Annotated in this window: 27 protein-coding genes; 21 read left to right on the top strand and 6 right to left on the bottom strand. The window is 32.2% G+C overall.

Going from position 1 to position 26,257, the window contains the following annotated elements; genetic code table 11:
- Window positions 1-36: 36 nt before the first annotated feature.
- Window positions 37-705 (top strand): response regulator, encoded by a 669-nt coding sequence (locus ACXAFS_RS03625; protein WP_475305367.1) that lies wholly within the window; start codon window positions 37-39, stop codon window positions 703-705.
- Between the two features lie 251 nt (window positions 706-956).
- Here the strand turns inward: ACXAFS_RS03625 and ACXAFS_RS03630 are convergent, their stop codons facing one another.
- The gene (locus ACXAFS_RS03630) at window positions 957-1,454 is read right to left on the bottom strand and encodes a DUF456 domain-containing protein (protein WP_475305368.1); all 498 of its coding nucleotides are present in this window, start codon (window positions 1,452-1,454) and stop codon (window positions 957-959) included.
- 112 nt (window positions 1,455-1,566) lie between these two features.
- Here ACXAFS_RS03630 and ACXAFS_RS03635 point away from each other — a divergent pair, with 112 nt between their 5' ends.
- The gene (locus tag ACXAFS_RS03635) at window positions 1,567-2,043 is read left to right on the top strand and encodes a hypothetical protein (RefSeq protein WP_475305369.1); all 477 of its coding nucleotides are present in this window, start codon (window positions 1,567-1,569) and stop codon (window positions 2,041-2,043) included.
- 87 nt (window positions 2,044-2,130) lie between these two features.
- Here ACXAFS_RS03635 and ACXAFS_RS03640 read toward each other — a convergent pair whose 3' ends face one another.
- The 4 genes from ACXAFS_RS03640 to ACXAFS_RS03655 all read right to left on the bottom strand — a co-directional run bounded on the left by ACXAFS_RS03640 (window position 2,131) and on the right by ACXAFS_RS03655 (window position 5,930).
- Window positions 2,131-2,868: a Bax inhibitor-1/YccA family protein gene (locus tag ACXAFS_RS03640; RefSeq protein ID WP_475305370.1), complete on the bottom strand. Its 738-nt coding sequence runs from the start codon at window positions 2,866-2,868 to the stop codon at window positions 2,131-2,133.
- A 1-nt stretch (window position 2,869) separates the two neighbouring features.
- Window positions 2,870-3,733: a hypothetical protein gene (locus tag ACXAFS_RS03645; RefSeq protein WP_475305372.1), complete on the bottom strand. Its 864-nt coding sequence runs from the start codon at window positions 3,731-3,733 to the stop codon at window positions 2,870-2,872.
- Between the two features lie 89 nt (window positions 3,734-3,822).
- On the bottom strand, window positions 3,823-4,965 hold the full coding sequence (locus ACXAFS_RS03650) for a glycosyltransferase (protein ID WP_475305374.1): 1,143 nt from the start codon (window positions 4,963-4,965) through the stop codon (window positions 3,823-3,825).
- Window positions 4,962-5,930, bottom strand: coding sequence for a lysylphosphatidylglycerol synthase domain-containing protein (locus ACXAFS_RS03655; protein ID WP_475305375.1), 969 nt, complete (start codon window positions 5,928-5,930; stop codon window positions 4,962-4,964). Before ACXAFS_RS03655 ends, ACXAFS_RS03650 begins: the two co-directional genes overlap by 4 nt.
- Before the next feature lie 27 nt (window positions 5,931-5,957).
- Between ACXAFS_RS03655 and ACXAFS_RS03660 the strand changes: the two genes are divergently transcribed.
- From ACXAFS_RS03660 to ACXAFS_RS03750, 19 genes are all read left to right on the top strand, one after another.
- Window positions 5,958-6,599 carry a cell envelope biogenesis protein OmpA gene (locus ACXAFS_RS03660; protein WP_475305376.1) on the top strand — a complete coding sequence of 214 codons (642 nt, stop codon included), beginning with the start codon at window positions 5,958-5,960 and terminating at the stop codon, window positions 6,597-6,599.
- Between the two features lie 4 nt (window positions 6,600-6,603).
- The gene (ruvC, locus tag ACXAFS_RS03665) at window positions 6,604-7,158 is read left to right on the top strand and encodes a crossover junction endodeoxyribonuclease RuvC (RefSeq protein ID WP_475305377.1); all 555 of its coding nucleotides are present in this window, start codon (window positions 6,604-6,606) and stop codon (window positions 7,156-7,158) included.
- A 38-nt stretch (window positions 7,159-7,196) separates the two neighbouring features.
- Window positions 7,197-8,921, top strand: coding sequence for a leucine-rich repeat domain-containing protein (locus ACXAFS_RS03670; protein ID WP_475305378.1), 1,725 nt, complete (start codon window positions 7,197-7,199; stop codon window positions 8,919-8,921).
- Entirely contained in the window at window positions 8,921-10,084 is a 1,164-nt protein-coding gene (gene hemW / locus ACXAFS_RS03675) for a radical SAM family heme chaperone HemW (protein WP_475305379.1), read from the top strand. The genes ACXAFS_RS03670 and hemW overlap by 1 nt, the downstream gene beginning before the upstream one ends.
- Window positions 10,081-10,830 carry a cyclase family protein gene (locus ACXAFS_RS03680; protein WP_475305381.1) on the top strand — a complete coding sequence of 250 codons (750 nt, stop codon included), beginning with the start codon at window positions 10,081-10,083 and terminating at the stop codon, window positions 10,828-10,830. Before hemW ends, ACXAFS_RS03680 begins: the two co-directional genes overlap by 4 nt.
- Before the next feature lie 102 nt (window positions 10,831-10,932).
- Window positions 10,933-11,541, top strand: coding sequence for a DUF4230 domain-containing protein (locus tag ACXAFS_RS03685; protein ID WP_475305382.1), 609 nt, complete (start codon window positions 10,933-10,935; stop codon window positions 11,539-11,541).
- An 88-nt stretch (window positions 11,542-11,629) separates the two neighbouring features.
- Window positions 11,630-11,989 (top strand): MmcQ/YjbR family DNA-binding protein, encoded by a 360-nt coding sequence (locus tag ACXAFS_RS03690; protein ID WP_475305383.1) that lies wholly within the window; start codon window positions 11,630-11,632, stop codon window positions 11,987-11,989.
- 138 nt (window positions 11,990-12,127) lie between these two features.
- Window positions 12,128-12,526, top strand: coding sequence for a hypothetical protein (locus tag ACXAFS_RS03695; RefSeq protein ID WP_475305385.1), 399 nt, complete (start codon window positions 12,128-12,130; stop codon window positions 12,524-12,526).
- A 119-nt stretch (window positions 12,527-12,645) separates the two neighbouring features.
- Window positions 12,646-13,056, top strand: a complete 411-nt coding sequence (locus ACXAFS_RS03700; protein WP_138432895.1) for a response regulator — start codon at window positions 12,646-12,648, stop codon at window positions 13,054-13,056.
- A gap of 98 nt (window positions 13,057-13,154) precedes the next feature.
- Window positions 13,155-13,694, top strand: a complete 540-nt coding sequence (locus tag ACXAFS_RS03705; protein ID WP_475305386.1) for a heme NO-binding domain-containing protein — start codon at window positions 13,155-13,157, stop codon at window positions 13,692-13,694.
- A gap of 2 nt (window positions 13,695-13,696) precedes the next feature.
- On the top strand, window positions 13,697-15,286 hold the full coding sequence (locus tag ACXAFS_RS03710) for a sensor histidine kinase (RefSeq protein WP_475305388.1): 1,590 nt from the start codon (window positions 13,697-13,699) through the stop codon (window positions 15,284-15,286).
- Between the two features lies 1 nt (window position 15,287).
- On the top strand, window positions 15,288-16,385 hold the full coding sequence (locus ACXAFS_RS03715; protein WP_475305389.1) for an FIST signal transduction protein: 1,098 nt from the start codon (window positions 15,288-15,290) through the stop codon (window positions 16,383-16,385).
- Complete coding sequence (locus tag ACXAFS_RS03720) at window positions 16,385-17,551, top strand: sensor histidine kinase (protein WP_475305390.1); 1,167 nt, start codon at window positions 16,385-16,387, stop codon at window positions 17,549-17,551. The genes ACXAFS_RS03715 and ACXAFS_RS03720 overlap by 1 nt, the downstream gene beginning before the upstream one ends.
- Window positions 17,538-17,855 carry an Hpt domain-containing protein gene (locus tag ACXAFS_RS03725; RefSeq protein WP_475305392.1) on the top strand — a complete coding sequence of 106 codons (318 nt, stop codon included), beginning with the start codon at window positions 17,538-17,540 and terminating at the stop codon, window positions 17,853-17,855. Before ACXAFS_RS03720 ends, ACXAFS_RS03725 begins: the two co-directional genes overlap by 14 nt.
- A gap of 9 nt (window positions 17,856-17,864) precedes the next feature.
- Window positions 17,865-18,578 carry a LytR/AlgR family response regulator transcription factor gene (locus tag ACXAFS_RS03730; protein ID WP_475305393.1) on the top strand — a complete coding sequence of 238 codons (714 nt, stop codon included), beginning with the start codon at window positions 17,865-17,867 and terminating at the stop codon, window positions 18,576-18,578.
- Window positions 18,579-19,243: 665 nt separating this feature from the next.
- The gene (locus ACXAFS_RS03735) at window positions 19,244-21,847 is read left to right on the top strand and encodes a T9SS type A sorting domain-containing protein (protein WP_475305395.1); all 2,604 of its coding nucleotides are present in this window, start codon (window positions 19,244-19,246) and stop codon (window positions 21,845-21,847) included.
- A gap of 204 nt (window positions 21,848-22,051) precedes the next feature.
- A complete protein-coding gene (locus tag ACXAFS_RS03740; RefSeq protein WP_475305396.1) occupies window positions 22,052-22,330 on the top strand; it encodes a hypothetical protein in 279 nt (92 codons plus the stop codon).
- Complete coding sequence (locus ACXAFS_RS03745) at window positions 22,327-22,974, top strand: YdeI/OmpD-associated family protein (RefSeq protein ID WP_475305398.1); 648 nt, start codon at window positions 22,327-22,329, stop codon at window positions 22,972-22,974. The genes ACXAFS_RS03740 and ACXAFS_RS03745 overlap by 4 nt, the downstream gene beginning before the upstream one ends.
- Window positions 22,975-23,147: 173 nt before the next feature.
- Window positions 23,148-24,137: an energy transducer TonB gene (locus ACXAFS_RS03750; RefSeq protein WP_475305399.1), complete on the top strand. Its 990-nt coding sequence runs from the start codon at window positions 23,148-23,150 to the stop codon at window positions 24,135-24,137.
- A gap of 30 nt (window positions 24,138-24,167) precedes the next feature.
- Here the strand turns inward: ACXAFS_RS03750 and ACXAFS_RS03755 are convergent, their stop codons facing one another.
- Window positions 24,168-26,231, bottom strand: coding sequence for a tetratricopeptide repeat protein (locus tag ACXAFS_RS03755; RefSeq protein WP_475305400.1), 2,064 nt, complete (start codon window positions 26,229-26,231; stop codon window positions 24,168-24,170).
- Window positions 26,232-26,257 lie beyond the last annotated feature (26 nt).

Here is a 26,257-nt window from a genome sequence, read left to right on the forward strand (position 1 = left end):
TTGCATCTGTCTTATTAAAAAACGAGAGACAAGAAGATGAAACATATTAACATCTTAATGGTAGATGACCACCCTATAATTATTGAGGGTTACCAAAACGTGTTAATGGCCACCAAGGACGACGACCAAACTTTACTCATAGATACAGCTAATAATTGCGATACTGCACAATTAATGATTAATAGAGCAGCTAAAGGCACTCCTTACGATGTGTGTTTTTTTGATATTAGCCTGCCACCATCAGAAGATGGAAGATATGCTTCAGGAGAAGATTTGGCACTTCTAGCAAAAAGAGTACTTCCAGAGGCTAAAATTATAATTCTTACAATGTTCAATGAATCCTTTAGAATTCATAACATTATCAAAGAGATAAATCCTGATGGTTTTCTTATAAAGAGTGATTTAACCTCCATGGAATTAGCCGATGCTTTTCAGCAAATTCTCAAATACCCTCCGTATTACAGTAGCACAGTAAGTAACTACGTGAAAAAGACAATTACCAGTGAAATTTATGTCGATGACATTAACAGAAAAATTCTACACCTCCTGTCACAAGGAATAAAAACCAAAAGCTTAAGTGAGTATATTCCTCTGTCAACCAGTGCTATAGAAAAGCGTAAAAAACAGCTAAAATTATTGTTTTCTGTTGCAGATGGAAAGGACGAAACATTACTTCAAGAAGCAAGAGAAAAAGGATATTTATAAAAATATTAAAGAAAAAGTGTGTATTTGTGAGGTTAAAAAAATATCTGAATCTCTTGATATAGTTGGAAATTACGGTTTTTCCGCAACAAGTCTATGGTTTTACCACAGCAAAAACCTAAAATGATATTATACATTTACAACAGGTCAACAAGAATTAATTAATCCCTCATTTAAGTAATTGTTGAGTTAATAGCAAGAAAAATTAAACCTAGTTGTACTTCTAACGACTAGGTTTTTTTCTTGCTTTTTTGTTAAAACCAACTCGCGTTATGCTCCGTTAGTTTGGCTATAAAAAGACCTAGATAAATTATAGCGACAATAAATTTTAAGAATGTAGAAGCTATAAATCCTAAAAACGAGCCAAAAGCTGCCTTCAACGCCTTATTAATATCATTTCGGTGAACCATTTCTCCAACTAAGGCACCAATAAAAGGTCCAATAATAATTCCAAATGGAATAGGAGTTATAAGTCCAATAACCAAACCTAGTGTAGTGCCAATCATACCTTCTTTGCTTCCGCCAAAGCGTTTTGTTCCAATTGCAGGTATAATATAGTCTAACACATAAATAAATATGGCAAATAATAGCGTAACAATTAAAAATGTATTACTGAGTTGTACGCCTTCAGTAAAATGTAAAACTAAGAGTCCAAACCAACTCGTAAGTGGACCAGGCAATACAGGCAAAAAGCTTCCTAAAACACCTAAAATCATTAGGATTACTCCAACTGAAACTAAAAAAACTTCCATGTAAAATTGTTATGTTCAGTTATATGACGTAGAAAATATAGTATAGTTACAATTTCTTATGTTCAAATTAAATCCTAAAATTATTGTACATTTCGCTATTAGAAATGTGCTAATGAATCGACTAGCTTGTTTTTTATTAATTTTTCTGCTAACCGCTTGCGACTATTTTGAGAAGCAAAAAGTAAATTCAGAAGATTTGCTTGAAGAAGAATTACAAACCTTCAATTGGAACGATGTAGATACGTATCCAACTTTCAACAGTTGTGAGGCTATGACAACTAAAGAGGATAGTAGAGTTTGTTTTCAGAATACCTTGTTACAGCATGTTAATGAGTATTTAGGAAGTCAGAACATCATAGTTTCAGAAGATGTTTACGATACTATTCGATTAAAATTAATCATAGACAACAAAGGACTTTTACAAATTGAAGATATCACCTTAAAACCAGAAACCGAATATCAAATTCCTCATATAGATAGTTTATTGCGTCAAAGTTTAAAAGGTGTACCAAAAATATTTCCTGCTATAAAGAGAGGGCAACAGGTTACAACAGCTTTTGAGTTGCCAGTTATAGTTAGGATAGACTAAAAGTAATAAGAATTCAGTGTAAAGTAAAAAACACTAATTACTGGATACTCTACACTTCTTCGCGTCTTAGCGCCTTAGCGAGAAAAACTAAAACCGTATCGCCAATTTCTGCATCAATCTCAACACTTCTACATACAACCAAATAAGCGTTGCTAAAAGTCCCCAAGTAGCTAACCACTCTTTGTATTTTGGTGCTCTGTTTTTGTAACGTTCTATGTAATCAAAATCTAAAAGCAGTGCAAAGGATGCAACAATAGCTGCTAAAATATTAAAGACAATGGCAAACCAAGAGGTGCCTCTGATATAGGTTTTTATACCAAAAAAGCTTAATATCCAAGAAATAAGATAAGTAACCATTATACTTATTGTGGCAGTAATTATAACACTTCGTAGCTTTTTGGTTACAACAATAATTCTAAATTGGTATAGCAAAAGCATTACAAAAAATGTAATGATAGTTACACCAATAGCTTGGTATGGTAATTCAGGAAAATTTCGGTGTGCATAAGACGAAAAGCCACCTAAAAAAAAGCCTTTGGCAATAACGTAAAGCGGTACTAAAATATGTGCCCAATTTTGTCTTACAGAAATTAAAACACTCACAACTACTGCGCCTAACATACCACCTAAGGTAAACCAGCGCATTGGAGTTCCGGCTTCGTTAAGTTTCCACAAGTATCCTGTAATAGCTGCAATAACTAAAATACCAATCATAGACTTAAAGAAAATACCAGCAACAGACATGGTTTTTGAAGACGATTTGCCATCATCCCAAAAATAACCGTTAAAAACAGGGTTAGAGGTTTTAAAATTTCTTAGGCTCATTTTACAAGTTGAATTTATAACCAACCGCAATATCTGTGGAGAAGTTTCCTTGGTTGTCTAAAAGAAGTGCAAATAACTCACCATAAATTATAGTGATGTAACTGTTACTTCCTACTTTAATATCAGAGCCAACACCAAAAATAAAAGGAATGTCAAACGAGGTTTCGCTTGATTCAATTTCCATATCGCTTTCGTTTAGGAATGTAACATTAGAAAAGTTGAGTGTTGCCAATTTTACTTGTCCATAAATTGAAAATGCTTCCTTGTTTATAAATCTGTAACGATATCCTAACGAAAATTCTGTAGTACTGTATTTAAAATCATCACTTTCAAAAGCGTGTCTAGCTTGCAAAAAGCCTGAATGTCTTGGCAAAACATTAGCCTCATAAATTTCTAATTCAGCACCAAGCATTGGTGTTTTAGTGTTGTCAGGATTACCAACAAATGGATTATTTGTAATTCCACCAGAAAACCCAAGTCTAAACTGAACACTACTTTCAGTACTCGTAGAAGTGTAGTTAGAATCTACAGAAGCATTATAACTGTCAATATAATTCCTAAGGCTGTAAAGCGTTAATTTTAGCTTGTCTGTAGACATGCCATTGGTAAGGCTGCTAAGTGTAGATTTATATTCTTCTTGATAATCATTATTATCGTCTTTGGTATTCTTCAGTTCAGTAATACTTCCATCTTCAGTTTTAACAAAATAACGGTATTTACCATCAATAATATTCCAAAGTAAATCGAGTTTGCCGTTAATTTCGGTTTTAAGTTCTAAGGATTCACCATTAACAGTGTAGGTTTCTTGACTATAATTTAACTGAAAAGCCAGACAGAACAGTATTGCAAAAAGAATTTTCTTCATTTGTTCGTTTTTAAGTGATTTGCGGTATACCAATTAGTTATTATAGTTATTGGTTTCAGTAAAGCTATTAAAAATATCTTAAGTAGTGGTTACTTTTTAAAAGTTCTACCTTTCCATTTGTATGGCTTAAAAAGAGATAGTACTACAATGTATACGCTAAAGAAAGGATAAAGTAGACAAGACCAAACGTATGAAAACAAGACGCTTTCTTGTTTAAAAAAACGAGAGGTTTTAAATAATAAGAGAAAATCAATACTGAATTTTATCACCAATAAAGCAATTACAATTCTAGGTGGTATAAATCCAAAAAATAAAAGCGGAAGTATAGCCATGCACGCAAGATTTGCTAAAAAAACAAAGAGTCCAACTAACTTTGAAAACCTATTAGGATTATGAGTTGTTTTAGAAGCCCAGCGTAATCGTTGTTGAATTAAAGTGCTGAGGTTAGAAACAGGTTTTGTGCTAACAATAGCCTTATCAGATTTTAAGTACAAAACTTTTTTAGGATGAAGTTTTTTGATTTTTTCAAGTAGAAAAATATCGTCACCACTAGCCAAATTATCGTTGCCACTAAAACCATCTACGGATTGAAATATAGATTTTTTATACCCAAAATTAGCACCATTACATAGAAAAGGAAGTTTAAGACCAAAACCACCAATAGTAGCACCTTGCAAACTTAAAACATCAAGTATTTGAAAACGTTTTAAAAAGGAACTGCAATCATTGTACGTCACTGGAGCAACAATACAATTTGGTTGGAGAGTTTGAATACATTCATCATAAGTGTCTAGCCAATATTTTGGTAAGACGCAATCTGCATCTGTAGTAATAATCCAATCGTGTTTTGCTAAAGCGATGGCAGAACTAATCGCATCTTTTTTTGGTGAATTAGTAACACGTATATTCTGAATAATTCTAATGTCACCTTGAGCGCAGTCGAAAGGTCTTTTTTGAAGAAAATTATTAATAACTTCCACAGAACCATCTTCAGAATCATCATCAACCAAAATAATTTCAAACATTGACTTAGGATAATTCAATCTATATATTGAGTTCAATAGTTCACGTAAATTTTCAGCCTCATCTTTAAAAGGAATTACAACGGAAAACTTAGTTTTTGGTTCTAAATCCCGAAGCTCAAAATCTTCAACCTTGTCAAAACCATAGATAAAGCCAACTATAAAAATTAAATAGACAATTATAATTGTTATTAGTATTGTAGAAATCATGCTTTGGTTTTAGGGAGTTTAAAATTTAAAACAAAATAGCTGCCAAGCACACTTGGGATTGCAAAATTTAGTATCCACATAATTAAAACAATGCATAAAATGGTTAGCTCATCTACACCAATATGAGTAAATAAAAAGACCGCTACACTTCCTTTTATTACAACATCGAATATAGAAATTGTTGGTATTATAGAAGCTAATAGATACATGCTTGTGATAACAACCATATCGTCATAATAGCTAAGATTAACTTCAAAAATTGTTAACAGATAATAAAATTGAAATGAAAAAATAAGGTATCGTAATAAGGATAAGATAATATTACTTACATGCACTTTTAATGTTATGTTTTTAACATAATCTATAATTTGATTAACAGAATATCCTCTGATATTAAAGCGTTTGTGTTTCACTCCGAAAATAGCAAAAACAGACATTAATAAAATTAAAGCACCAAATCTTACGACTCTATAGTAATCAACTTCTAGTTGATAGCGATTAATGAAAATCATTAATCCTACAACACCAAAAATGGTTGTTATGGTCATTTGCGAAATATTACCCAAGAGATTGAGTAGTAAAACACGTTTTCTATAGGTTTTGGTAAAGTAGGCAACTTTTGCACCATAATCGCCAATTCGGTTTGGTGTAATTAGCGATGCTGTTAAACCACCAAGACTTTGCTCTAAGGCTTCTTTAAAAGAAATTGGTTTAATGGTTTTAACTAAAGTTTTCCATTTCAAAATTTCAAAAAACCAATTAAAACCACTTAAAATGACTAAAAAAATGATGTTTTTTGTTGAAAAAGTCCTGTTTTCTTTCAAAAAAGCTATAAAATCACTCAGCTGAAGTTGCCCGTTTTTGGTAAGTTTAGAGTAAATAAAATAAAATGCGCCAACAACAATGCTCAACTTAATCAGCACAAAGAAGAATTGCTTAGTTTTGTAAGGTATGTTGTAAAGCATGATACAAATTAAACCAAAAACTTACACATGAAGCTTAATTTAAAACAATACCTCTTTTTATTTAGTCTACTATGTGTTGGGATGCATAGTAATGCTCAGTTTAGTAAAGCTACCAGTAAATGGAAAGCACTTTTTGCTGTTGGTTTTAATTACCCAACAACAGATGGTTTTGTAGATGGAACTTACGCTCAATCGGTTAATTTTCCAACTGTAAATATAGGTGTTCAGCATATGTTTAATCGTACATATGGTGTAAAGTTAGATTATGGTTTTAACCGTTTTAAAAACGATGACGGTTCACCAGAATTTAAGGTTAATTACTCGAGAGTAAATGCGCAATTTGTGTTTGATCCTACAGAATACTTAGGTTTTTTACCAACGCGTTTAAGAACCATCTTGCACGCAGGGCCAGGATTTAGTTTTGCAAAACCTTTGGGCGGATTAGAAGATAATAAACAGTCTTATTTAAACCTTTTAGGCGGATTAGAATTGCATTACGCTATTAACGAAAAAGTGTCTATCTATACAGATGTAGCATACATTTATGGTTTAACATCTTTAGATGAGTATGATCCTGCCATAAGTGGGCTAGGTGCATTTAACGGTAATGTATTCAATGTTACTTTTGGTATTGCTGTATCGCTAAGTGGTTGTCAATATTGTGATTAATAGAATGAGTAAAGAAAAGATAATATTAGGTATAGATCCAGGAACAACTATAATGGGATTTGGACTCATTAAAGTGGTTGGTAAGCAGATGCAGTTTATGCAGCTCAACGAATTACATCTTAAAAAGTACGACGATCATTATCTGAAACTTAAGCTCATTTTTGAGCGTACCGTAGAACTCATCGACACCTATCATCCAGATGAAATAGCGATTGAAGCACCTTTTTTTGGTAAGAATGTACAGAGTATGCTAAAACTTGGTCGCGCTCAAGGAGTTGCCATGGCAGCAGGATTATCTCGCGAAGTGCCTATTACAGAGTATTCGCCTAAGAAAATTAAAATGGCAATTACAGGCAATGGTAATGCCAGTAAAGAACAGGTGGCAAAGATGTTACAAAGCACATTGAATCTAAAAGAATTGCCAAAAAATCTCGATTCTACTGATGGATTAGCGGCAGCGGTTTGTCATTTTTATAATCAAGGTCGCGTTGAGGTTGGTAAAAGTTATACAGGCTGGGCAGCTTTTGTAAAACAGAATGAAGATAGAGTAAAAAAGTAATTTTTGTCATTACTGCGGAGGCAGGAATCTATGATATTATGAGGTACATATATTGTTTAATATTGACGTTACTCTTCTTCTCATGTTCTAAATTTTTAAGTGATGAAGAACTGAAACAAAGATTAGATAAAGCCTATGAGAAGAAGAACTGGGAGATGGCTAAACCTCTGTTAGACGAAGCTATAGAACGCTATCCAAATAATCTTGAAAATTACCTTTCTAGAGCAGTAATTAGTTCTAATTTACATGATAAGAATTATAAAGATATAACATCAGATCTTACAATATATCTCGATAGTTTTCCAGATAATTATGTTGTGAAAACCCTCCGTTTTCAATCTAATTTTTCAGATTCTCAATTTGATGAAGCATTAAAAGAGATAGACGAAATAATCCTAGAAAAAGGAAGAAATCCATATTTATTATCATGGAAAGGAAATATCGCTTTTTCGGCTAAGAAATTCGATCTCGCATTAGATAGTTATAATCAAAGGTTGCGTTTAAATGGCGCTTATGAAGATTTAAAAAGCACATATTATTACACAATTTTCTCTAAATATTTTTCAGGAAATAAGGAAGGAGCACTTTGGGATTGTGCCTTTTTAGAAAAAAGAGGATTTGAAGAAGATTTTGAGCTTATGAAATTAATTGAAGAAGATAAATTAGTCTTCGAAGAGCTTATCAATTTTAGTGTTCCTAAATCCTCCTTTAATCAAATAGAAGACGCCATAAATAATTATTGTTATGACATTGATATTTTTAAAGGCGGTCGCTTGCATAGGTCTAAACTGTTAGATGAATACTACAACTTAGCAAGACCACACAACATAAAAAATCTTTTAGATAAACCGGATGAGGTCTATTCGCTGAATTTAAGCTATACAGATATTAAAGAATTACCAGAAGAAATATTTCAGTTTAAGAATCTTCAATATTTAAATCTGTCAGGAAATAGATTTAAGGATAATGAGAAGTTGTTTAATGACCTAGCAAAATTACCTAACCTTATTTTTCTGGAGCTGAACAGGTGCTATCTAAGAAAATTGCCAGATAACATTAATAAGTTAAACAACTTAGTAATGCTAAGTATGACCTTTAACGATTTTAGAGAAATAAATGAAAATATTGGGCACCTAACAAAGCTTAAGTACTTAGACATTGGAGCAAATGGGAAATTAAGAGAATTACCTGCATCAATAGGGGATTTAAGATGTTTACAGATGTTAAATATTTCACCAAATGGACTAAATGGATTGCGAGACGAATTAGCTAATTGTAGTGAGTTAGTAAGTATTGTTGGTAATGCAGGAACCATTAAAAGATTACCAGAGAGAATAGAGAAAATGGTGAATTTAAGACACCTTAATTTAGCTGCTAATAAAATTACAGAATTGCCAGAATCCTTCGGAGAATTGGTTAGTCTCGAAGATTTATCACTTGGTAGTAATGATATTAGAGAGTTGCCAAAATCATTTTCAAAACTTAAGGAATTGAATTTTTGTGGTTTAGGATATAACCGATTAAATGAGTTTCCAGAAGAAGTGCTTAATTTAGAAAAACTTCAAAACTTGTGGTTGCATAATAATTCATTTAAAAGTATTCCAACAGAAGTGGGTAATTTGCCTAATTTAACACACTTTTTAATAGACCACCAAGTTATCACTGATGATAACATAGAAGCTATAAAAGCTGTCAATCCTGAGTTAAGAGTGATTAGACAAGATACACGTAGATATGTTAAAGGCCCAAAACGAAAAAACTAATGGCAGGTATCTACATTCATATTCCTTTTTGTAAACAGGCTTGTCATTACTGCGATTTTCATTTTTCAACATCATTAAAAAAGAAAGATGAACTGGTAAACGCTTTAGTAAAAGAAATACAATTACGTAAAGACGAATTTAAAAATGTAGAGGTGCAGACCATCTATTTTGGTGGAGGAACACCTAGCCTATTGACGAATGACGAATTAAGATTATTGATTGAAGAAGTTTACAAAAATTACAAGGTAACTAATAATCCAGAAATCACGCTCGAAGCCAATCCAGATGATTTGATAGGAACTCAGCTGTCACCTCGAGCGCAGTCGAGAGGTCTATACAAAAATTATAGAAGTATTGGTATTAACAGACTAAGTATAGGTATTCAATCATTTTTTGAGAGTGATTTAAAGTTGATGAATCGTGCTCATAATGCTGAAGAAGCAAAAGAATGTTTGTCTGTTGCAACGCAATACTTCGATAATATTTCAATCGATTTAATTTACGGAATTCAAGGAGCTTCAAATACGCAATGGCTTCAAAATATTGATATAGCATTGAGTTATAATATACCTCATATTTCAAGTTATGCATTAACCGTTGAGCCTAAAACAGCTTTGGCATCATTTATAAAAAAAGGAATTATAGATGATGTAAACGATGAGCAAGCACATGAACAATTTCATTTACTTAAGGCTAAACTCGAAGCCTCTGACTTTATACATTATGAACTTTCAAACTTTGGTAAAGAAGGTTACTTTAGTAAAAACAATTCTGCCTATTGGCAAGGTAAACCTTATATAGGAATTGGGCCATCTGCACATTCTTTTAATGGTAAGCAACGTGGTTGGAATGTTAGAAACAACACAAAGTACATCAAAGCAATTCAACAAAACAAGCTACCAATTGAAATAGAAATTTTAACCACAACAGACCGTTACAATGAGTATATAATGACAGGTCTAAGAACCATTTGGGGAGTGTCTTTAGATAAGGTTGAAAAAGATTTTGGAAAAACTTATAAAGAATACTTAAAAGAGCAAGCCGAAACTTTTATAAACCAACATTTATTGTATATTGATGATAAGCATATACGTGTTACTAAAAAAGGACAATTTTTAAGTGATGGTATTGCCAGCGAACTCTTTAAACTTAATTTAGCGTGATTGCACAAATTCAATACAATTCTAGAAAACTAAAAATAGATCTAACAAAGCCTTTAGACATATCAATACCAATAAAGGATGGTGCTTCAAATGTTAATGCCTGGTATATTGGTCCGCCAAAAATTGCTCCAGAAGTTTTTGATGAAGATGTGATAAGTGTTGAAAATGGTGCGTCGGTTAATTTTAATACAATTACCTTCAATCCACATTCTCATGGCACACATACAGAAACCGTGGGTCATATAACAAAAGAAAAATACTCTATAAACAAACATTTAAAGCGATTTTTCTTTTTAGCAGAAGTAATTACCGTAGCGCCAGAAAAACAAGGTGAAGATTATGTAATATCTGCTAAGCAACTACAATTTGCTATAGGCAACAAGAGACGAGAAGCATTGGTGGTAAGGACTATGCCAAACACAAGGGATAAAAAAACAAGACAATACTCTAATACCAATTGGACCTACTTTGAAGAAGATGCAATTAAGCTTTTGGTGAAAAAGGGAATTAAACATTTATTAATTGATTTGCCAAGTGTAGATAGAGAGGAAGATGGTGGTGAGCTAAAAGGACACAACGCATTTTGGAACACAAAAGGCATTATAAGAAAAGATGCAACTATTACAGAGTTTATTTATGTATCTAACAAGATTGAAGATGGAGCATACATGTTAAACCTGCTAATTGCACCTTTTGAAAACGATGCCACACCAAGTAAGCCAGTGCTGTATAAAATATTAGAATAAACAAGTAAAATCTTGATATGCTGAACTTGTTTCAGCATCTAATGCTTTATGTAAAATATTGCAAAGTGACAAGGGCACAATATAAGTGTCTCAATAATACATATGGAAACATTTTTTATAATTATCATTAGCATATTGGTTACACTAGGTTTGGTTACCTTATTTAGGCAATGGAAAACCAAAAAGAAAACTAGTGAGCAGTCCATCGTTTTATTAGATAAAATAAAGCGTGTATGTAAATTTATAACCGTAGAAGGCGACTTTGCCGAGATATATCACTACGAAGATGTAAAAGAAAAATTCTTAAAACTTATATCTAGCAAAAAGAAAGCACTTGTAGTTATTAATGCAAAAGCACATGTTGGTTTCGATTTAAGCAAAGTGCAGATGCGTTCAGATTTAAAATCTAAAACAGTAGTACTTTCGCATTTTCCACAACCCGAAGTTTTGTCTATAGAAAGTGATATCAATTACTACGACAAGCAGGATGGTATGTTTAATAAATTTGATGCATCAGATTTAACCGAGCTTCATACCAAAGCCAAAGAGCATATCATGGACAAAATCCCAGAAAGTGGATTGTATAATGTTGCGAAATTAGAAGCCTTAGAGGCTATACAGCTCATAGAAAATCTTGTACAAACCATTGGTTGGACTTTAGACTATTCAGGCTTAAAAGTTGAAGGAGAAGAAAAAAAGTTATTAAAATAGTATATGTCATTGCGAGGACGATAGGACGTGGCAATCTATAACTAAAACGTATTAATTTAATAAGATTCCTGCCTTTGCAGGAAGTTTTATGAACATAGAAGACTACAGAAATTACTGCATGCAGAAGAAGGAAGTTACTGAACACTTTCCTTTTGATGACGATGTCTTGGTTTTTAAAGTTTGCAACAAAATGTTTGCATTAGCGTCTTTGTCTAAGTGGGAGAAAGGAGAAGGTTTCATAAACCTTAAGTGCAATCCAGATTATGCAGAAGAACTACGTGCAGAGTATGATGGAGTTACACCTGGTTACCACATGCACAAAAAACTCTGGAACAGCATTAAAATTCATAATACAGATCTATCTACACAACTTATTCTACAACTCATAGACCATTCTTATGATGAGGTTGTAAAAGGTCTGCCTAAAAAGTTGAGAGACAGTTTGTAGCCAAACTGCTGTAATTCAAGTTAAAGAAAATTAGCTTCCATTCGTCTATACCAAATGTTTACTCGTCTAAAAACGGCGTTTTAAGAGTCAATGGGATTTTAAATTTGTCATATCAAACAATCAAAGTCCCTCAAAACTATGAATAATTTATTGACATTTTTTTCATTAACACTAACACAAGTAGGTATCTATTTGTATTTAAAGAATAGTTTAAAAAACTTTATAGAGCACTATACACAAAACTATTCACTAGCTAAAAAATCAACTGATGTTAAGATGCAGAAGGTAGAGGTTGAAAAGGTTATTAAACCTAAAACGATTACTAATGAAGTTGAGGATAACAATCACGTTATTTTAAATAAAAGCTTAAAACATCTCGAGTTTATATCTCAATTTGAAATGTATTTAGAAGAAAAGCATTATAAGAACTTCTCAATAGAGTTTCTGCAAGAGTTTGAAAAAATAAAGCGCGAAGCGCAGTTAACAACACTAAAAACAACTAATAAGCTCAACTGTCAAAGTTTAATAGCTGCTTAGATAAAAACCATTCGTCGACACTTATCTACCATCCAACGACAGTAAACTTCTATCAACCGAATAAAGGCAATCATATTTTTCATTTCAAGGTAACTTGCGCTACTATAATTTAGCTAAACATGAAAAATCTTAAGGTTTTACTTATAGAAGATGATATGATAGAGGTAATGAAGCTCGGCAGAGCAACATCGTCTCTAAATCTCAATCATAAGATTATAGAAGCTAATAATGGTGAAGAAGCACTCAAACTTTTAGAGGAAAAAGACAAACTTCCAGATATTATTCTCTTAGATCTAAACATGCCAAAAATTAATGGAATAGAATTTCTTAAGATTCTAAAGGCAGATGATAGACTAAAATATATACCAACCATAATTCTCACAACATCCAATAACCAACGTGATCTTTTAGAATGTTACAAGATAGGAGTAGCAGGTTATGTGCTAAAACCTTTAAAATATGAAGATTATGTTTCTAAAATTGAAAAATTATTAGGATATTGGAGTATTAATGAATTAATCACAGTCTAGTTAATACATTTTTCGCAATCTTCTTTAAACATTTGTAAAAAGTGATTTGATTTTCTGTGGTTAAAAATGCCCTTTTTTTAAACATAAAAAACAAACCTATGAAAGGTATAATCTTTACCGAATTTTTAGAACTAGTTGAGGAAAAATTTGGCTTGGCTATGGTAGATAAAATTATCAATCAGTCTAATTTAGAATCTGAAGGAGTCTACACATCTGTTGGGACTTATGAATTTTCAGAAATGCTGCAACTCATTTCGCATTTAAGTGAAAATACAGATATCTCAATAGATGATTTGCTAATGGTGTACGCCGAGCATCTCTTTAAAGCGCTAATAAAGTCGCATCCTAATTTAGTAGCACATTACAAAGATCCAATGAATTTATTGGCGTCAATAGAAAATCATATTCATGTTGAGGTAAAGAAGATATATCCAGATGCTCAGTTACCAACTTTTGAGTTAGAAGAGAAAACTGATGATAAAATGGTAATGGTATATAAATCGGACAAAGCATTATATATGTTAGGTAAAGGTCTAATGTTAGAGACTTTTAAGCTGTTTAATGTACCTGCAAATATTGAAATTGAAAAGCTTAATGACCAAGGAACTGAGGTTAGGTTTTTTATCAATAAAGCTTAAATATGAGCCAAGAAGAAGTAGATATTCTCAAAAGAACACTTGCAAGAGAAAGAGCTTCTAGAAAAGCTGCAGAAGAGATTTTGGAGGCAAAATCTGCAGAATTATATGAGCTTAACCAAAAACTAGAAGCATCTCACAAAGAACTTACCACTTTATATTCTAAAACCAATTCTCAGTTACAAGGTGTTTTTGAAAACATAGTAGATGCCTATGTAGTTATAGACCTTTGGGGAAATGTCCTAAAAATGAACCAAGCAGCCATAGACTTGCTTGGCTTTAATCCAAATGAAGATGATATTAATTTAATGAATCTTGTGCGTGAAGATGAAGTAAGTCGTGTCGCTCCTTCATTTAAGAGGTTATTGGAAAAAGGGTCTATAACTGATTTTAAAGTTAATATTACGACAAAAAGTAATGAGCAAAAACTAGTTCATATTAATGCTAGTACAATTTACGAAGACGGTAAGCCAGTAGCGGCTCAGGGCATTGTTAGAGACATTACTTTGGAGAATAAATACCAGCAAGCGCTTGTTGCGGAGAAGCAAAAATACGGTAATATTATTGCTAACATGAATCTTGGACTCGTTGAGGTAAACAATAATGATGAAATTTTGATGGTAAATCAAAGTTTTGAAGAGATATCAGGTTATACTGAAGAAGAATTATTAGGTAAAGTTGGAGGAGACGTTTTTCAAGCAGATAAGGATAATGATGTTATAAAAAGAGAAAACCAAAAACGACATAATGGTGAGTCTAATTCTTATGAGTTAAAGGTTAAAAATAAGTCAGGAGATATTAGATATTGGTTAATCAGTGGTGCTCCAAATTATGATTTAAAAGGTAACATAACAGGTTCAATAGGTATACACTTAGATATAACAGAACTTAAAAATTTAGAATTTCAGAAAGAAAAATTACTTCAAAAACTAGAAAAAAGTAATGAAGAATTACAAGAGTATGCGCATATAGTATCTCACGATTTAAAATCTCCTCTAAGAAGTATAGATGCATTAATAAGCTGGTTAAAAGAAGACAATAAAGATACACTTGATGATGTAAGTCTTCAAAATATTGGCCTTATTGAAACAACATTGGAAAAAATGGAGCAGTTGATTTCAGACATCTTAAATTATTCTAGTGTTGCGTCAGATAATACAGAGTCAGAACCAGTAAACACGCATTTGTTAGTAGAAGATTTGCTCAAAATATTATACATACCAGAGCAAATCGATGTAAAATTGATAAACCCTTTACCAGTTGTAAATGGTGATAAAACTAAACTTCAACAGGTGTTTCAAAATTTAATTAGTAACGCAGTTAAGTTTAATGATAAAGAAAAAGGATATATAGAAATAGATGCAAAAGAAGATGGTAAATATTATAGATTTTCTATCAAAGACAACGGTATTGGTATAGAGCCTCAATTTCATGAAAAAGTATTTAAAATTTTCCATTCACTAAACAAAAGTAAAGACTCAACAGGTATAGGCCTTTCCTTAGTTAAGAAAATTGTTAATCTCCATGACGGTAAAATATGGTTAGAAAGTAAACCAGGCAAAGGCACCACATTTTACTTTACCCTAAAAAAATAATATGTTAATAACAACTACAAATACAGTAGAAATTGCAGAAGCAATTTCAAATCATGTTGGTAAAAACGCTGCACTAATAACAATTGGTGAGCATACAGAAATAGATATAAATGATTTTATTAATCAGCTTAATAATTCTGATATTAAATTTATGGGAGGACTTTTTCCAAAAGTTATCCATGGCAATTCTATTTTAGATAAGGGTATCGTTATCAATACGCTCAACAATTTAGAGTCTATGTTTTTGGTTAAAAATATAAGTGCTAAAGATTATACAATCCCTAATGTCGTTTTTAATAAGAATCAAGATTACAGTCTATTTACTTATGTAGATGGTTTAACATCTAATATTTCTCATTATTTAAGTGAACTCTATGAAAATTATGGGATGCAAACTAACTATTTTGGTGGTGGAGCAGGTAGTTTATCATTAGAGCAGCAACCATGTGTTTTTAATAACGATGGTATTTTTCAGGATGCAGCTGTGTTTGCAATTATGAAAATGTCTTCAAGAATTGGTGTGAGACATGGATGGAGTAAAGTAGACGGACCATTTATTGTAACAAGTGCTGAAGGTAACGTTATAAAGGAAATTAATTGGCGAAACCCTTTTGAAGTCTACAAAAAAGTTGTAGAAGCACATTCTGGTAAAACCTTCACTGAAGATAATTTCTTTGATATTGCAAAAGGATATCCTTTTGGCATTTTAAAGGATGATGCAGAATGTATTGTTAGAGACCCACTAATGGTTAATGACAAAGGCGAATTAGTTTGCGTTGGAGAGTTAGAAGATAATACAGTTGTTGATATTTTAAATGGTGATGAAGATTCTTTGGTTGAAGCAGCAAAATCGGCAGCAGAGGACAGTATAAAGAAAGCATCAATGCCAAGAAAAGCAATTCTTATAGACTGTATCTCTAGGATTTTATTTTTAGAAGATAATTTTGATAAAGAATTAAAAGCCATAACGAGTACCTTAGAAAATAATTTTGATAACATATCAATTGGTGGTGCATTAACTTTAGGTGAAATTTCATCATATGGTGAAGGCTTCTTGGAGTTTTATAATAAGACTATCGTTGTAGGCTTGTTTGAATAATGAAAATTGAAAACCACATATTAGATATTCTTCAGCTATACGAGTATGCTATGGCAATAGGCAAGTTTTTAGATTACAAGGAAAGTTGTGATTTGTTTTTAAAACTTTTGCTCAAACGGAAAAACCTTAATGCTGCTTGGATTTTAGAATCTAAAGATAACATGTTACAATCTACCTATGCCATTCCTTTTGGTGAAGAGATTAAGGTAAAAAAAGATGATGCAACCTCAGAGTTTTTAGATACTATTGGTTTTAGTAAAATAATAACAGCTAGTAACATTGTTTCTAATATAGCACCAATACCTGTAGAAGAAGGAAAGACTGCAATTTTCAACTTAGATGCACAAGGTTATTTGTTCTTATATTCTAAAAAAGACAATATTAGTAACAAGGATTTATCACAGTTAGAACCAGTAATCAAGAAGTTTACTATTAATTTAAAAGCATGTAAGGCATTCAAAGAACAAGAACAGTTGCTTCATAATCTAGAGATACGAAACCAAGAACTTAGTGATTATGCACATATGGTATCTCACGATTTAAAATCGCCGCTTCGAAGTGTAGATACACTAGCAGCCTGGTTGATGGAGGATAATAAAGATAGGTTAGACGATCATTGTAATACTCAACTTGGTTTAATTCGCTCTAATGTTGAGAAGATGGATGCCTTAATTAGTGGTATCTTGGACTATTCTACTATTGGTAAAAACCAAATAGAAACTTACAAAGTAGATCTTAATTTATTGCTTAAAGACGTACTTAATTTGATGGAGATACCTAGCCATATTTCTATCGACATTCCAGAACTGCCAACTATATTAGGTGATAAATACAGGTTACAGCAATTGTTTCAGAATTTAATTAGCAACGCTGTAAAATATAACGATAAGCCAAAAGGTTTAATTGAGATTGGTGTAGAAGACAAAAAGCAATTTTGGGAATTCTACATAAAAGACAATGGAAAAGGAATAAATGAAGCTTACTTTAAAAAGATATTCAAGGTTTTTGAGAAGCTAGAAAACACTCAAGATTCAACAGGAGTTGGTCTTTCTATAGTAAAGAAAATAGTAGATTTATACGGTGGAAAAATCTGGTTAAAATCAGAGCTAGGTGCAGGAACAACATTTTATTTCACTTTAAAAAAGCACAAAGATGGAACAGCCTAATTTATCCTATATAGAAAGTATGTCTGGAGGAGATAAAGCATTTGAGCAAAAACTCATAGATATCATTCAAAAAGAATTTCCTGAAGAAAAGCAAGTGTACTTCGATAATATAGGTACAGGTAATTTTAAAGCCGCAGCAGAGAACGTTCATAAACTTAAGCATAAAATTAGTATTTTAGGCCTCACAAAGAGTTATGAAGTTGCTGTAGACTATGAGCATAATCTCCTAGAAAATAGCAAAGAAGGCAAAATAGAATTTGAAGCTATTTTGCAAAACATGACCAGTTTTTTAGAGACCCTTTAATCCTGTTTTATGAATTGTATTATTATTGATGATGAAGCAACTGCAAGAGCTATAATTAATCAATTATGTAGTAATGTAGATAGCTTAAATGTTTTAGAAGAATTCCCTAATGCAATTCAGGCCATAAAGTATTTAAATCAAAATGATGTAGATCTTATTTTCCTAGATATACATATGCCAGATTTTACAGGTTTTGACTTTATAGAAACAATAAAAAATCCTCCCAAAATTGTATTAACTACCTCAGATGCCAACTTTGCAATACAAGCTTTTGAGTACGATTGTATTGTAGATTATTTGGTAAAACCCATCACACCAGAGCGCTTTAAAAAAGCCATACAAAAAGCAGAAGCAGTAACGAGCACTCCCAAAAAGACCAAAAAACCTGCAGATGATGTAGAGACATCATCAGGTAATGATTTATATGTAAATATTGATAGAAGACTCATAAAAATTGATATTCCAAGCATCTATTTGGTAGAAGCCAAAGGAGATTATATTCAGATTAAAACTGAAACTAAAAACTATACTGTACATTCAACACTAAAGAAGATTGAAGAAAAGCTTCCAGATAGTTTATTCTTAAAAATTCATCGTTCTTATATTATCAACGTAGATAAGATTATAGATATTGAAGACAATAGTGTTTTAATAAAGAAAGATGTCATTCCTGTGAGTCGTTCTAACCGACCAGAGTTAATGAAACGACTTAACTTACTCTAATAGGACTTTACAAAACAACCATTCGTCTATAGATGTTGGCTTTCTAAAGTAAATCAGAATATATTCATCGAAAATAAATAAATTGATAATCAGTTGATTATAAATTTGTACCAGTAATCATTTTTAATAATGGTTAGTGGTTAATAGCAAAGTTAAGGCAAGAGAGCAATCTTTTGCCTTTTCTGTTTTATGGACTTTAGATAAAAAGCGCAAAAAACCATTCGTCGACACTTAACTGCATTCTAAAGCCATTCTATTTGCATTCAACGAATAATAAAAAGCAAGGTTGGTATTGTCTGTATTTTTGAATCAGAAAATCATAATTTCATGGTTTTTGGATTGATGGTAAGGATAAGGCAAAGGCGAAAGCCTTTGTCTTTTTCAAATTAAGAAAATGATTAATAGCAATAAAGCATAATAGTCAGTGGTATTTAACCCCTTAAGAACTGATTATTATTTAACCCTAATTACTAACTAGGTAGAAAGGCAAAGACGAAAGTTTTTGCCTTTTGTTTTTTAGATGAATCCTGAAAAAAATCAGAAAAAACCATTCGTCGAAAGTAAACTGTAAACTAACGCAATAGTTGTAGTAGTAATCGAAAATCACAAAAGTCTGGTGGATAACTGAGGTAAATTTGCTTCAGGAAACAAGAATATCCAGACTTATGACACAATTTTACACATTTAGAAATCAACTTTTATCTTTTGCTTTATTTGCATTAAGCTGTATCAGTTTTGCGCAAGAAGATATTCCTTTTAATTGCGATTATAATGCTTATTTATTTCAACATAATGATGTGTATGCAATAGATTTAGCATCTGGTAGTTCTTATCAAGTTGCTGCAGATGTTACTCCAGGTAATATAAACGGTGCAGCTTACAATCCGGCAGATGGTTTTATTTGGGGCTCATTAGGATCGCCAGCAAAATCAATTGTTAGGATTGGTAAAAACTTTACAACTACAACCTACTATATAGACGAGCTGCCAAATAGCAACCGTTATATTGGTGGTATTAGCGCAACAGGTATGTATTACCTTAAAGGTGGTGGTACAACTTATTATAAAATAGATTTAGATCCAGAATCTCCAAATTACACACAACATAATGCTACAGAAACACTGTCTCAGAGTATTAATATTCATGATTGGGCCTTTAATGCTGTAGATGGTCAATTATATTCAGTAGAAAAAAGCACAAATATTTTATACCGAATTAACCCTGAAAATGGCGTTGTAACTTCGCTAGGTGTTGTGCCAATCCTAACAGGAAATAATTATACTTACGGAGCGGTTTATTTTGATGCTGATGGTCGTTTTTATGTGTCAGCAAACCAAACGGGAACTATTTATGTGATTCAAAATGTACAGGATGTAAATTCTACTTTAGATATAGATTCTAACCTGTTTGCTTTTGGTCCATCAAGTTCTAGTAATGATGGAGCACGTTGTCCAACAGCTCCAGTTTTACAAGAAATTTGTGATAACGGTATTGATGATGATGGTGATGGATTAATAGATTGCCAAGACCCTTCATGTTCAGGATTTGGAATGTGCGATATTATTGAGCCACCAACTTCTGGTGGAAATGATGGAGGATTAGAAAGTAACAACAGACTTTCTGAGCAAATTAATGCACGTAACTTCAACAGAGCAAAAACAGGTTACACGTTTGATAGAAGTCTTGCGCCAAGAGTATCGAGAGATTTTATGTATGCACAGCGCACGTCAGACAATAGCTTCACGTTACAAGATTTTGTGCCTTTAGAAGTTATTGGCGAAACAGAAGCTATAGAATCTACACCTTCAGACCTGGTAAATATTACAAACGCAAGCGAAATTTATGCTGTAGATTATATGAATAACGATACACCAATTGCTACAGTTTTAGCTCTAAAAACCGAAAACGGAGTTTACGAACACACAAAATACATTTGTGATCGTCTATTAGGTGCAGAGTTAATTTCGGTAAACACAATAACTATCAATGAGCAACCTTTTATTAAATCTATTATTAAGAATATAGATGGAACGTATGAGTTTGTTTTAAGCCTTTCGGCAAAGGTTGTAAATGACGATTTAAATTTTGCTGTAGAAAGCCACTGGAATTTAGATCAGTACGAAAGCGATGTCACTTTTTACAATTTCCAGATTTGGGCAAATACAGTAGATGATTTATATCTTTTAGGAGAAGAGGTTTTAAACTTATTAAATATTGAAAAGGAAATTTCGGAGTACAACATTTCAACTCCACCAACAGTATTTGTTAGAAAAGGACAATATAGAAACGGAGCTTTAGACCTACAGATTATTAATGTCAATGCTACAGAAACTGTAAACTTAGATGCAGGTTATAGAACTACAGAAACCAGCGAATTTCAAAATATGAGTAATACCCTAACCTTGGGTGAGCAATACATCACTAATCTAACGGTTGAGACTGGACGTTTATTTGATATTGGGTTTAGGATTGGTGATGGTATTGCTACACCAGATGACTTGTTTATGTCAGATGGTCCTTGGGGAATCGATGATTCACAAGAAGGAACAACTGTTGGGTTATATAATGTAACAGAAAACGATTACAATTTTACTGCAGATGAATTCCCAATAGAACGCAATGTACAATTAAGAGCAACAACAAATACATATGTAGCTACTTACAGAGCATTAACACCACGTTTTAAGGCAGTTGATTTATCAGATTACAGCAGTTTAAAGTTAAGCGCATCTGGCACAGGAAATTTAGAAATTACTTTTGTTAAACAAAGTATTAACAACTGGGAAGAGCAATACAAAACTACAATTGCTTTAACCAATGCAGAGCAAGAATATGTGTTGCCAATTGCAGATTTCATGAATAATACTGCAGACACACCAGTATTAGACGATGTAGTAACTATAGTGTTTACAATGGTATCTGAAGATGGTACAACAAGTTCTAAAATGATGAACTTAAGCAATCTAAGGTTGTCACAAGAGACAAGCTTATCTGTAGAAGAGTTTAATGCAGATGAGAATGTGCTAAGTGCATATCCAAACCCAATGACAACAAAAACAACCCTAACCTTTAGTTTAACGCAAACCGAAACCGTACAGTTTGTAGTGTACGACCAATTAGGTAAGCAAGTTTATAACACAACATACAATGCAATAGCAGGACGCAACAGCATTACCTTTAACAGAAACGATTTAAGCACAGGCTTATACTTCTGTAAAATTATTAGTAATCAGTACAATATTAATCCCTTAAAACTGATTATTAATTAGCCCTTTTTTGATTACATAACTTAACCTACATGGTAAAAGGCAAAAGCGAAAGTTTTTGCCTTTTTGTTTTTAGTTTAATGATTATATTTAATTAGAATTTAATAATTGATATTGGGTGTTTAATCTTTAATCTATTCCATGGGCTATAAAAAAGTGTGTTTTAATTGCCGAAAATCTTTTAATCAAGGAGCTAATTTTACTCAAATGCCTGACCAAAAGTGTCCGGATTGTGGTGAATTAATGCAACACGTTTCACATCGATTCCGACCACCTAAGCAAAGAGAAACTGAAAAGTGGAAAGTGGCGAAATACCTAGTGGAAAATGGAATGAATTATCATCATGTTTATGATAAAATCTATTCAGTAGATGGAGTTATTTGTTTACAAGGTTATGCGCAATATCCTCAAAATATGAGAGAAGCTAAAGAATTTGTTGAAAAGTATAAAAATCAACTTGATGTCTTAAATCGTAATACCCAATGAGTGAAGAAGTAAATAAATATTTGAATGGACTTAAAAAATGGAAGGTGGAATTGTCCAAGCTTCGTGAAATTATATTGGAATGCGGATTAAAGGAGGAGTTTAAATGGATGCATCCTTGTTATACAGATAATGGAAAAAACATTGTTTTAATACACGAATTCAAGGAGTATTGTGCGATTTTGTTCCATAAAGGAGTTTTCCTCAATGACTCTAACAATCTTTTAGTACAACAAACTAAAAATGTACAATCAGCAAGACAAATGCGATTTACCGACTTACCAGAGATTTACGAACTAGAATCGATTATTAAGGCATACATCCAAGAAGCAATCAGAATTGAAAAATCAGGTAAGAAGGTTGAAAAGAAGAAACCATCTGAACTTAAATTTCCAGAAGAGTTGGAACAAATATTTTTAGTGAATAATGACTTTCATAAGGCTTTTATGAAATTGACTCCTGGACGTCAAAGACGTTATCTTTTATATTTTACTAAACCAAAACAATCTAAGACAAGGACATCACGAATTGAAAATAATATTGAAAGAATAATGAACGGTTTTGGATTTAATGATTGTGTTTGTGGACTTTCAAAACGAAAGCCGAATTGTGATGGTTCACATAAACAATTAGAAAAAAGTAAATAAAAAACTAAATACTGTAATTTGTGGCTGTAATAGCTAAGTATTCTGTTATCTGAAAATTCCGTTTGATTTACTTCACTAAAATCTTCAATTTACCTAGCAACTGAGCTTAATCTAAAAACAGTATCTTTAGTCTTTACACTTGGTTTATAACAGTATTTAACTAATTTAACAATATGAAAAAACATAAATTAAACATATTAATATTAATACTTTTAGTTCCGATTTTTGCTTTGGGTCAAATACCCAAAGGTCATTTTATAGATGCCGATGATTCTGTAGAAAGAGGTTATAAAGTAAAACCGTTTAAGCAAGAAAAGGAAGGAATTTATCACTACGCTGTTTTATCAGAATTACCATTTGAAAATAATTGTGATTCCAATCTTTCAGAAAAAGAGCAAATAGCTTGTTCTGAAGAAACTTTTAGAAACTTTATTTATCCTAAAATCTCTTCAGAAATTAATTTTAAAGGTAACGTTTATGTTTATTTAACGGTTACTGAGGCCTCAGAGGTCACAGATGTCACTGTGAGTTCATCACCCAATTCAGAAGAGATTAATAAACTTGTAAAAGAAGCGCTTAATACTATAGACTTTAAACCTGGAAAGTTTGAAGATAATGTTGTCAAATCTAGACTTTGGACATCACTTACATTTCCTTCGTCATCAAATGAACTTTTTTCAGTGTCATTAGAAAAAATGAAAGCAGATAAAAATCCTAAGTACGAAGATTATGAAAATTTGCTTTTTGATGCAACTCAATATATTTTTTCAAATCCAGTATACCCAAAAGGAAAGGAATTTAGTTCGGCTGCGCAAATTGTGTCATTTTGGATGAATAAAGATACAGGAATGGGAATCCCAATATTTGGTAAATTTTATGATGCCTTAACCAATAAAGATAAACAACAGTTTCTTTATGTTGTAGCCATGATAAATTACGGTTTAGATCAAAAGATTAACCACAACCGCATTTTAGAATGTATCCCTCAAAAAGGCGAAAAGTATAATGAAAGAGAAGATGTAAAAGAAGTACAATTAGAAGCTGCAAAAATCTTATTAGAGTTTATTGGTAATGAGAAGAATAATGTACTAATGACTTCAAAAACAAAAAAGTATTATAAAGCTTATAAAAAAGGTAATCTTGAAGAAAAGTTATTTGAATGAAATAAATATTCTCTAAAATGTTCTGTAAGATTACTTTTCGATTCTCTTATTCTTCAAAAACACCCACTTAAAACGTAACCCAACCTCAGTAAAGGTAAAACCAGCAGCAGTGGCAGAAGCAATGTTACTGTGCGTGCCATAAACATTAAGTAAGCTGCGCTCAGAAAATTTGTAGCCAAAAGCACCTTGTATTCTATATGCTGTTTGCTTTGGGTCGTCCTCTATAAACTGGTAACCAAAAGCACCAGTAAGATTATAAAACCATTCTTTTGGTTTGGCAACAGCTTCATCTTTAATAAGGTTGACAAAAACCTCATAGGCATTAAATTGTTCTGGGCTAAAGTAAATTGTTGGTACTTGGTCTTTAAAGGTAATATGCTGATAGTTTACACCTGCTTTTAATCTAGGCTTTGGTAAAATGTTATAGTATAATGAAGTAAACAATAGGTTTCTGGTGTTACCATCATTTTGTGAGGTATGGATTAACTGCGTGTACCAACCTAAGTTAAAATTTGTACTAAGATTGTAGTTAGCATAGTAGTTGTTTTGCACCAACTCTCGGTCTAAAAGGTCTGCATTAAAACTTTCTACCTGACGCTTATAACCTAGTTCTAAAGTTTGTAGTTTTAACGTTTTAATGTTTAATGATACGTCCGCTAATAGCTGGTTGTAATCATTGTTTTCGGCTTCGGCAGAATTAAGTCCAGCAATACCTTTCAAAGTTAAATTTGGGATTAACTGATATGATAATCCAAAGGATAAGTTATTTGCACTTGCTGAAACATCTGTAACACTATTGTTGGTTGTACGGTAACTGTAATTTCCTAATAATTGAAGTTTGGTTGATAAAGGGTAGGTAACATCTGCAGAAAAGGTATAAGCTTTGTTGTCTCCATTATCAAACGTGTGTGATGCTTTGGTTTCTACTGTTGGACTAAAACTAAGATCTAATTGATTAATAAAATTAGTAGCATCTTTCTGTTTGTCGTAATACTTTAAAGTGTTTTCTGCTGAGGTGTAAGCGTCATCGCTTCTTCCCAATGCTTTTAAGACGTTAGCTTTTCCTAAGTTACCATCAAAAGATGTACTGTCGTTTACAAGGATTTTGTTGTAATCTTCAAGACTCTTTTTAAAGTTACTTTTATAAATATTCAAAGTGGCACGCAAAGCTAAAACCCAATTTTCGTTAGGATATTCAACAATAAGTTGATCTATTAATTCTGAAGCTGCTTTAAATTTTTTGTTCCAGATTAAAGCTTGTGCATAGCGCTCTGTTGTTTGCTGTTTTATTGTTGCATTTGTAGAGTCGGTAATGCTATTGTAGGCTTCAGTACTTAAAGCTAAGGCTTGTTTTTCTTTACCTTTTAGATGAGAGACTAATGCCAAGCCATTTAAGGCAATACTCTTATGTTCTGGTTGTTTTGCTAAGCGATTGTATATGTTTTGCGCTTCATCGTACTTTTCCCATATTAAGTATAAATTACCAAGGTTGAGCAATGTGTCTTTATCGTCATTAAACAGCTCTAGATTTTTAATTAGGAGTTCTTCAGCTTTTTCATAGTTCTGTGCTTGCTGATTTTGGTAAGCATAACCTAAGTAGATATATTTTTTAGAAGTTAGAGCGTTTGGATTTCCAGGAGATACTTCTAAAGCTTTATTGACATAGGTTAGAGCATCTTCGTATTCTTTTAAGTTAGAAAGCGTATTGGCAAAACCTAATAGTGCGGCAAAGCTCTTAGGGTCTTCTGTAACCAAACCTTTGTAGTAAGCCTTCGCGTCTTTAAAACTGCTGTTCCAGAGTAGAGATTCTCCGTAATTCAGTTTTACTTCAAAATCATTAGGATAATCTTCTAGTAAATCTGAAAATAAAGCATTAGCAGCTTCGGCTTTTCCGTTTAGTCCAATAGCACGACCATAACACAAACGTGCTGTTTTATTATTTGGGTAATCCTTTAATATGTCATTAAAGAATTGTTCGGCCTTAGCATATTGTCCGGTTTCTAAATACTTAAAACCTACTTGCATATTCTGAGCAGAGAAGCTCAAAGTAAATGCTAAAAAACTAATAGTAAATAATGATTTTAAAGTCTTCATGTCTGTTACATTTTAACTATTTGCAA

Source organism: Winogradskyella sp. ABM4_392 (genome assembly GCF_056160445.1).

What these genes read in the sequence shown, in the direction of transcription:
- ACXAFS_RS03625 (WP_475305367.1), top strand. Translation starts at nt 37, where the DNA reads ATGAAACATATTAACATCTTAATGGTAGATGACCACCCTATAATTATT.
- ACXAFS_RS03630 (WP_475305368.1), bottom strand. Translation starts at nt 1,454, where the DNA reads ATGGAAGTTTTTTTAGTTTCAGTTGGAGTAATCCTAATGATTTTAGGT.
- ACXAFS_RS03635 (WP_475305369.1), top strand. Translation starts at nt 1,567, where the DNA reads ATGAATCGACTAGCTTGTTTTTTATTAATTTTTCTGCTAACCGCTTGC.
- ACXAFS_RS03640 (WP_475305370.1), bottom strand. Translation starts at nt 2,868, where the DNA reads ATGAGCCTAAGAAATTTTAAAACCTCTAACCCTGTTTTTAACGGTTAT.
- ACXAFS_RS03645 (WP_475305372.1), bottom strand. Translation starts at nt 3,733, where the DNA reads ATGAAGAAAATTCTTTTTGCAATACTGTTCTGTCTGGCTTTTCAGTTA.
- ACXAFS_RS03650 (WP_475305374.1), bottom strand. Translation starts at nt 4,965, where the DNA reads ATGATTTCTACAATACTAATAACAATTATAATTGTCTATTTAATTTTT.
- ACXAFS_RS03655 (WP_475305375.1), bottom strand. Translation starts at nt 5,930, where the DNA reads ATGCTTTACAACATACCTTACAAAACTAAGCAATTCTTCTTTGTGCTG.
- ACXAFS_RS03660 (WP_475305376.1), top strand. Translation starts at nt 5,958, where the DNA reads ATGAAGCTTAATTTAAAACAATACCTCTTTTTATTTAGTCTACTATGT.
- ruvC (WP_475305377.1), top strand. Translation starts at nt 6,604, where the DNA reads ATGAGTAAAGAAAAGATAATATTAGGTATAGATCCAGGAACAACTATA.
- ACXAFS_RS03670 (WP_475305378.1), top strand. Translation starts at nt 7,197, where the DNA reads ATGAGGTACATATATTGTTTAATATTGACGTTACTCTTCTTCTCATGT.
- hemW (WP_475305379.1), top strand. Translation starts at nt 8,921, where the DNA reads ATGGCAGGTATCTACATTCATATTCCTTTTTGTAAACAGGCTTGTCAT.
- ACXAFS_RS03685 (WP_475305382.1), top strand. Translation starts at nt 10,933, where the DNA reads ATGGAAACATTTTTTATAATTATCATTAGCATATTGGTTACACTAGGT.
- ACXAFS_RS03690 (WP_475305383.1), top strand. Translation starts at nt 11,630, where the DNA reads ATGAACATAGAAGACTACAGAAATTACTGCATGCAGAAGAAGGAAGTT.
- ACXAFS_RS03695 (WP_475305385.1), top strand. Translation starts at nt 12,128, where the DNA reads ATGAATAATTTATTGACATTTTTTTCATTAACACTAACACAAGTAGGT.
- ACXAFS_RS03700 (WP_138432895.1), top strand. Translation starts at nt 12,646, where the DNA reads ATGAAAAATCTTAAGGTTTTACTTATAGAAGATGATATGATAGAGGTA.
- ACXAFS_RS03705 (WP_475305386.1), top strand. Translation starts at nt 13,155, where the DNA reads ATGAAAGGTATAATCTTTACCGAATTTTTAGAACTAGTTGAGGAAAAA.
- ACXAFS_RS03710 (WP_475305388.1), top strand. Translation starts at nt 13,697, where the DNA reads ATGAGCCAAGAAGAAGTAGATATTCTCAAAAGAACACTTGCAAGAGAA.
- ACXAFS_RS03715 (WP_475305389.1), top strand. Translation starts at nt 15,288, where the DNA reads ATGTTAATAACAACTACAAATACAGTAGAAATTGCAGAAGCAATTTCA.
- ACXAFS_RS03720 (WP_475305390.1), top strand. Translation starts at nt 16,385, where the DNA reads ATGAAAATTGAAAACCACATATTAGATATTCTTCAGCTATACGAGTAT.
- ACXAFS_RS03725 (WP_475305392.1), top strand. Translation starts at nt 17,538, where the DNA reads ATGGAACAGCCTAATTTATCCTATATAGAAAGTATGTCTGGAGGAGAT.
- ACXAFS_RS03730 (WP_475305393.1), top strand. Translation starts at nt 17,865, where the DNA reads ATGAATTGTATTATTATTGATGATGAAGCAACTGCAAGAGCTATAATT.
- ACXAFS_RS03735 (WP_475305395.1), top strand. Translation starts at nt 19,244, where the DNA reads ATGACACAATTTTACACATTTAGAAATCAACTTTTATCTTTTGCTTTA.
- ACXAFS_RS03740 (WP_475305396.1), top strand. Translation starts at nt 22,052, where the DNA reads ATGCCTGACCAAAAGTGTCCGGATTGTGGTGAATTAATGCAACACGTT.
- ACXAFS_RS03745 (WP_475305398.1), top strand. Translation starts at nt 22,327, where the DNA reads ATGAGTGAAGAAGTAAATAAATATTTGAATGGACTTAAAAAATGGAAG.
- ACXAFS_RS03750 (WP_475305399.1), top strand. Translation starts at nt 23,148, where the DNA reads ATGAAAAAACATAAATTAAACATATTAATATTAATACTTTTAGTTCCG.
- ACXAFS_RS03755 (WP_475305400.1), bottom strand. Translation starts at nt 26,231, where the DNA reads ATGAAGACTTTAAAATCATTATTTACTATTAGTTTTTTAGCATTTACT.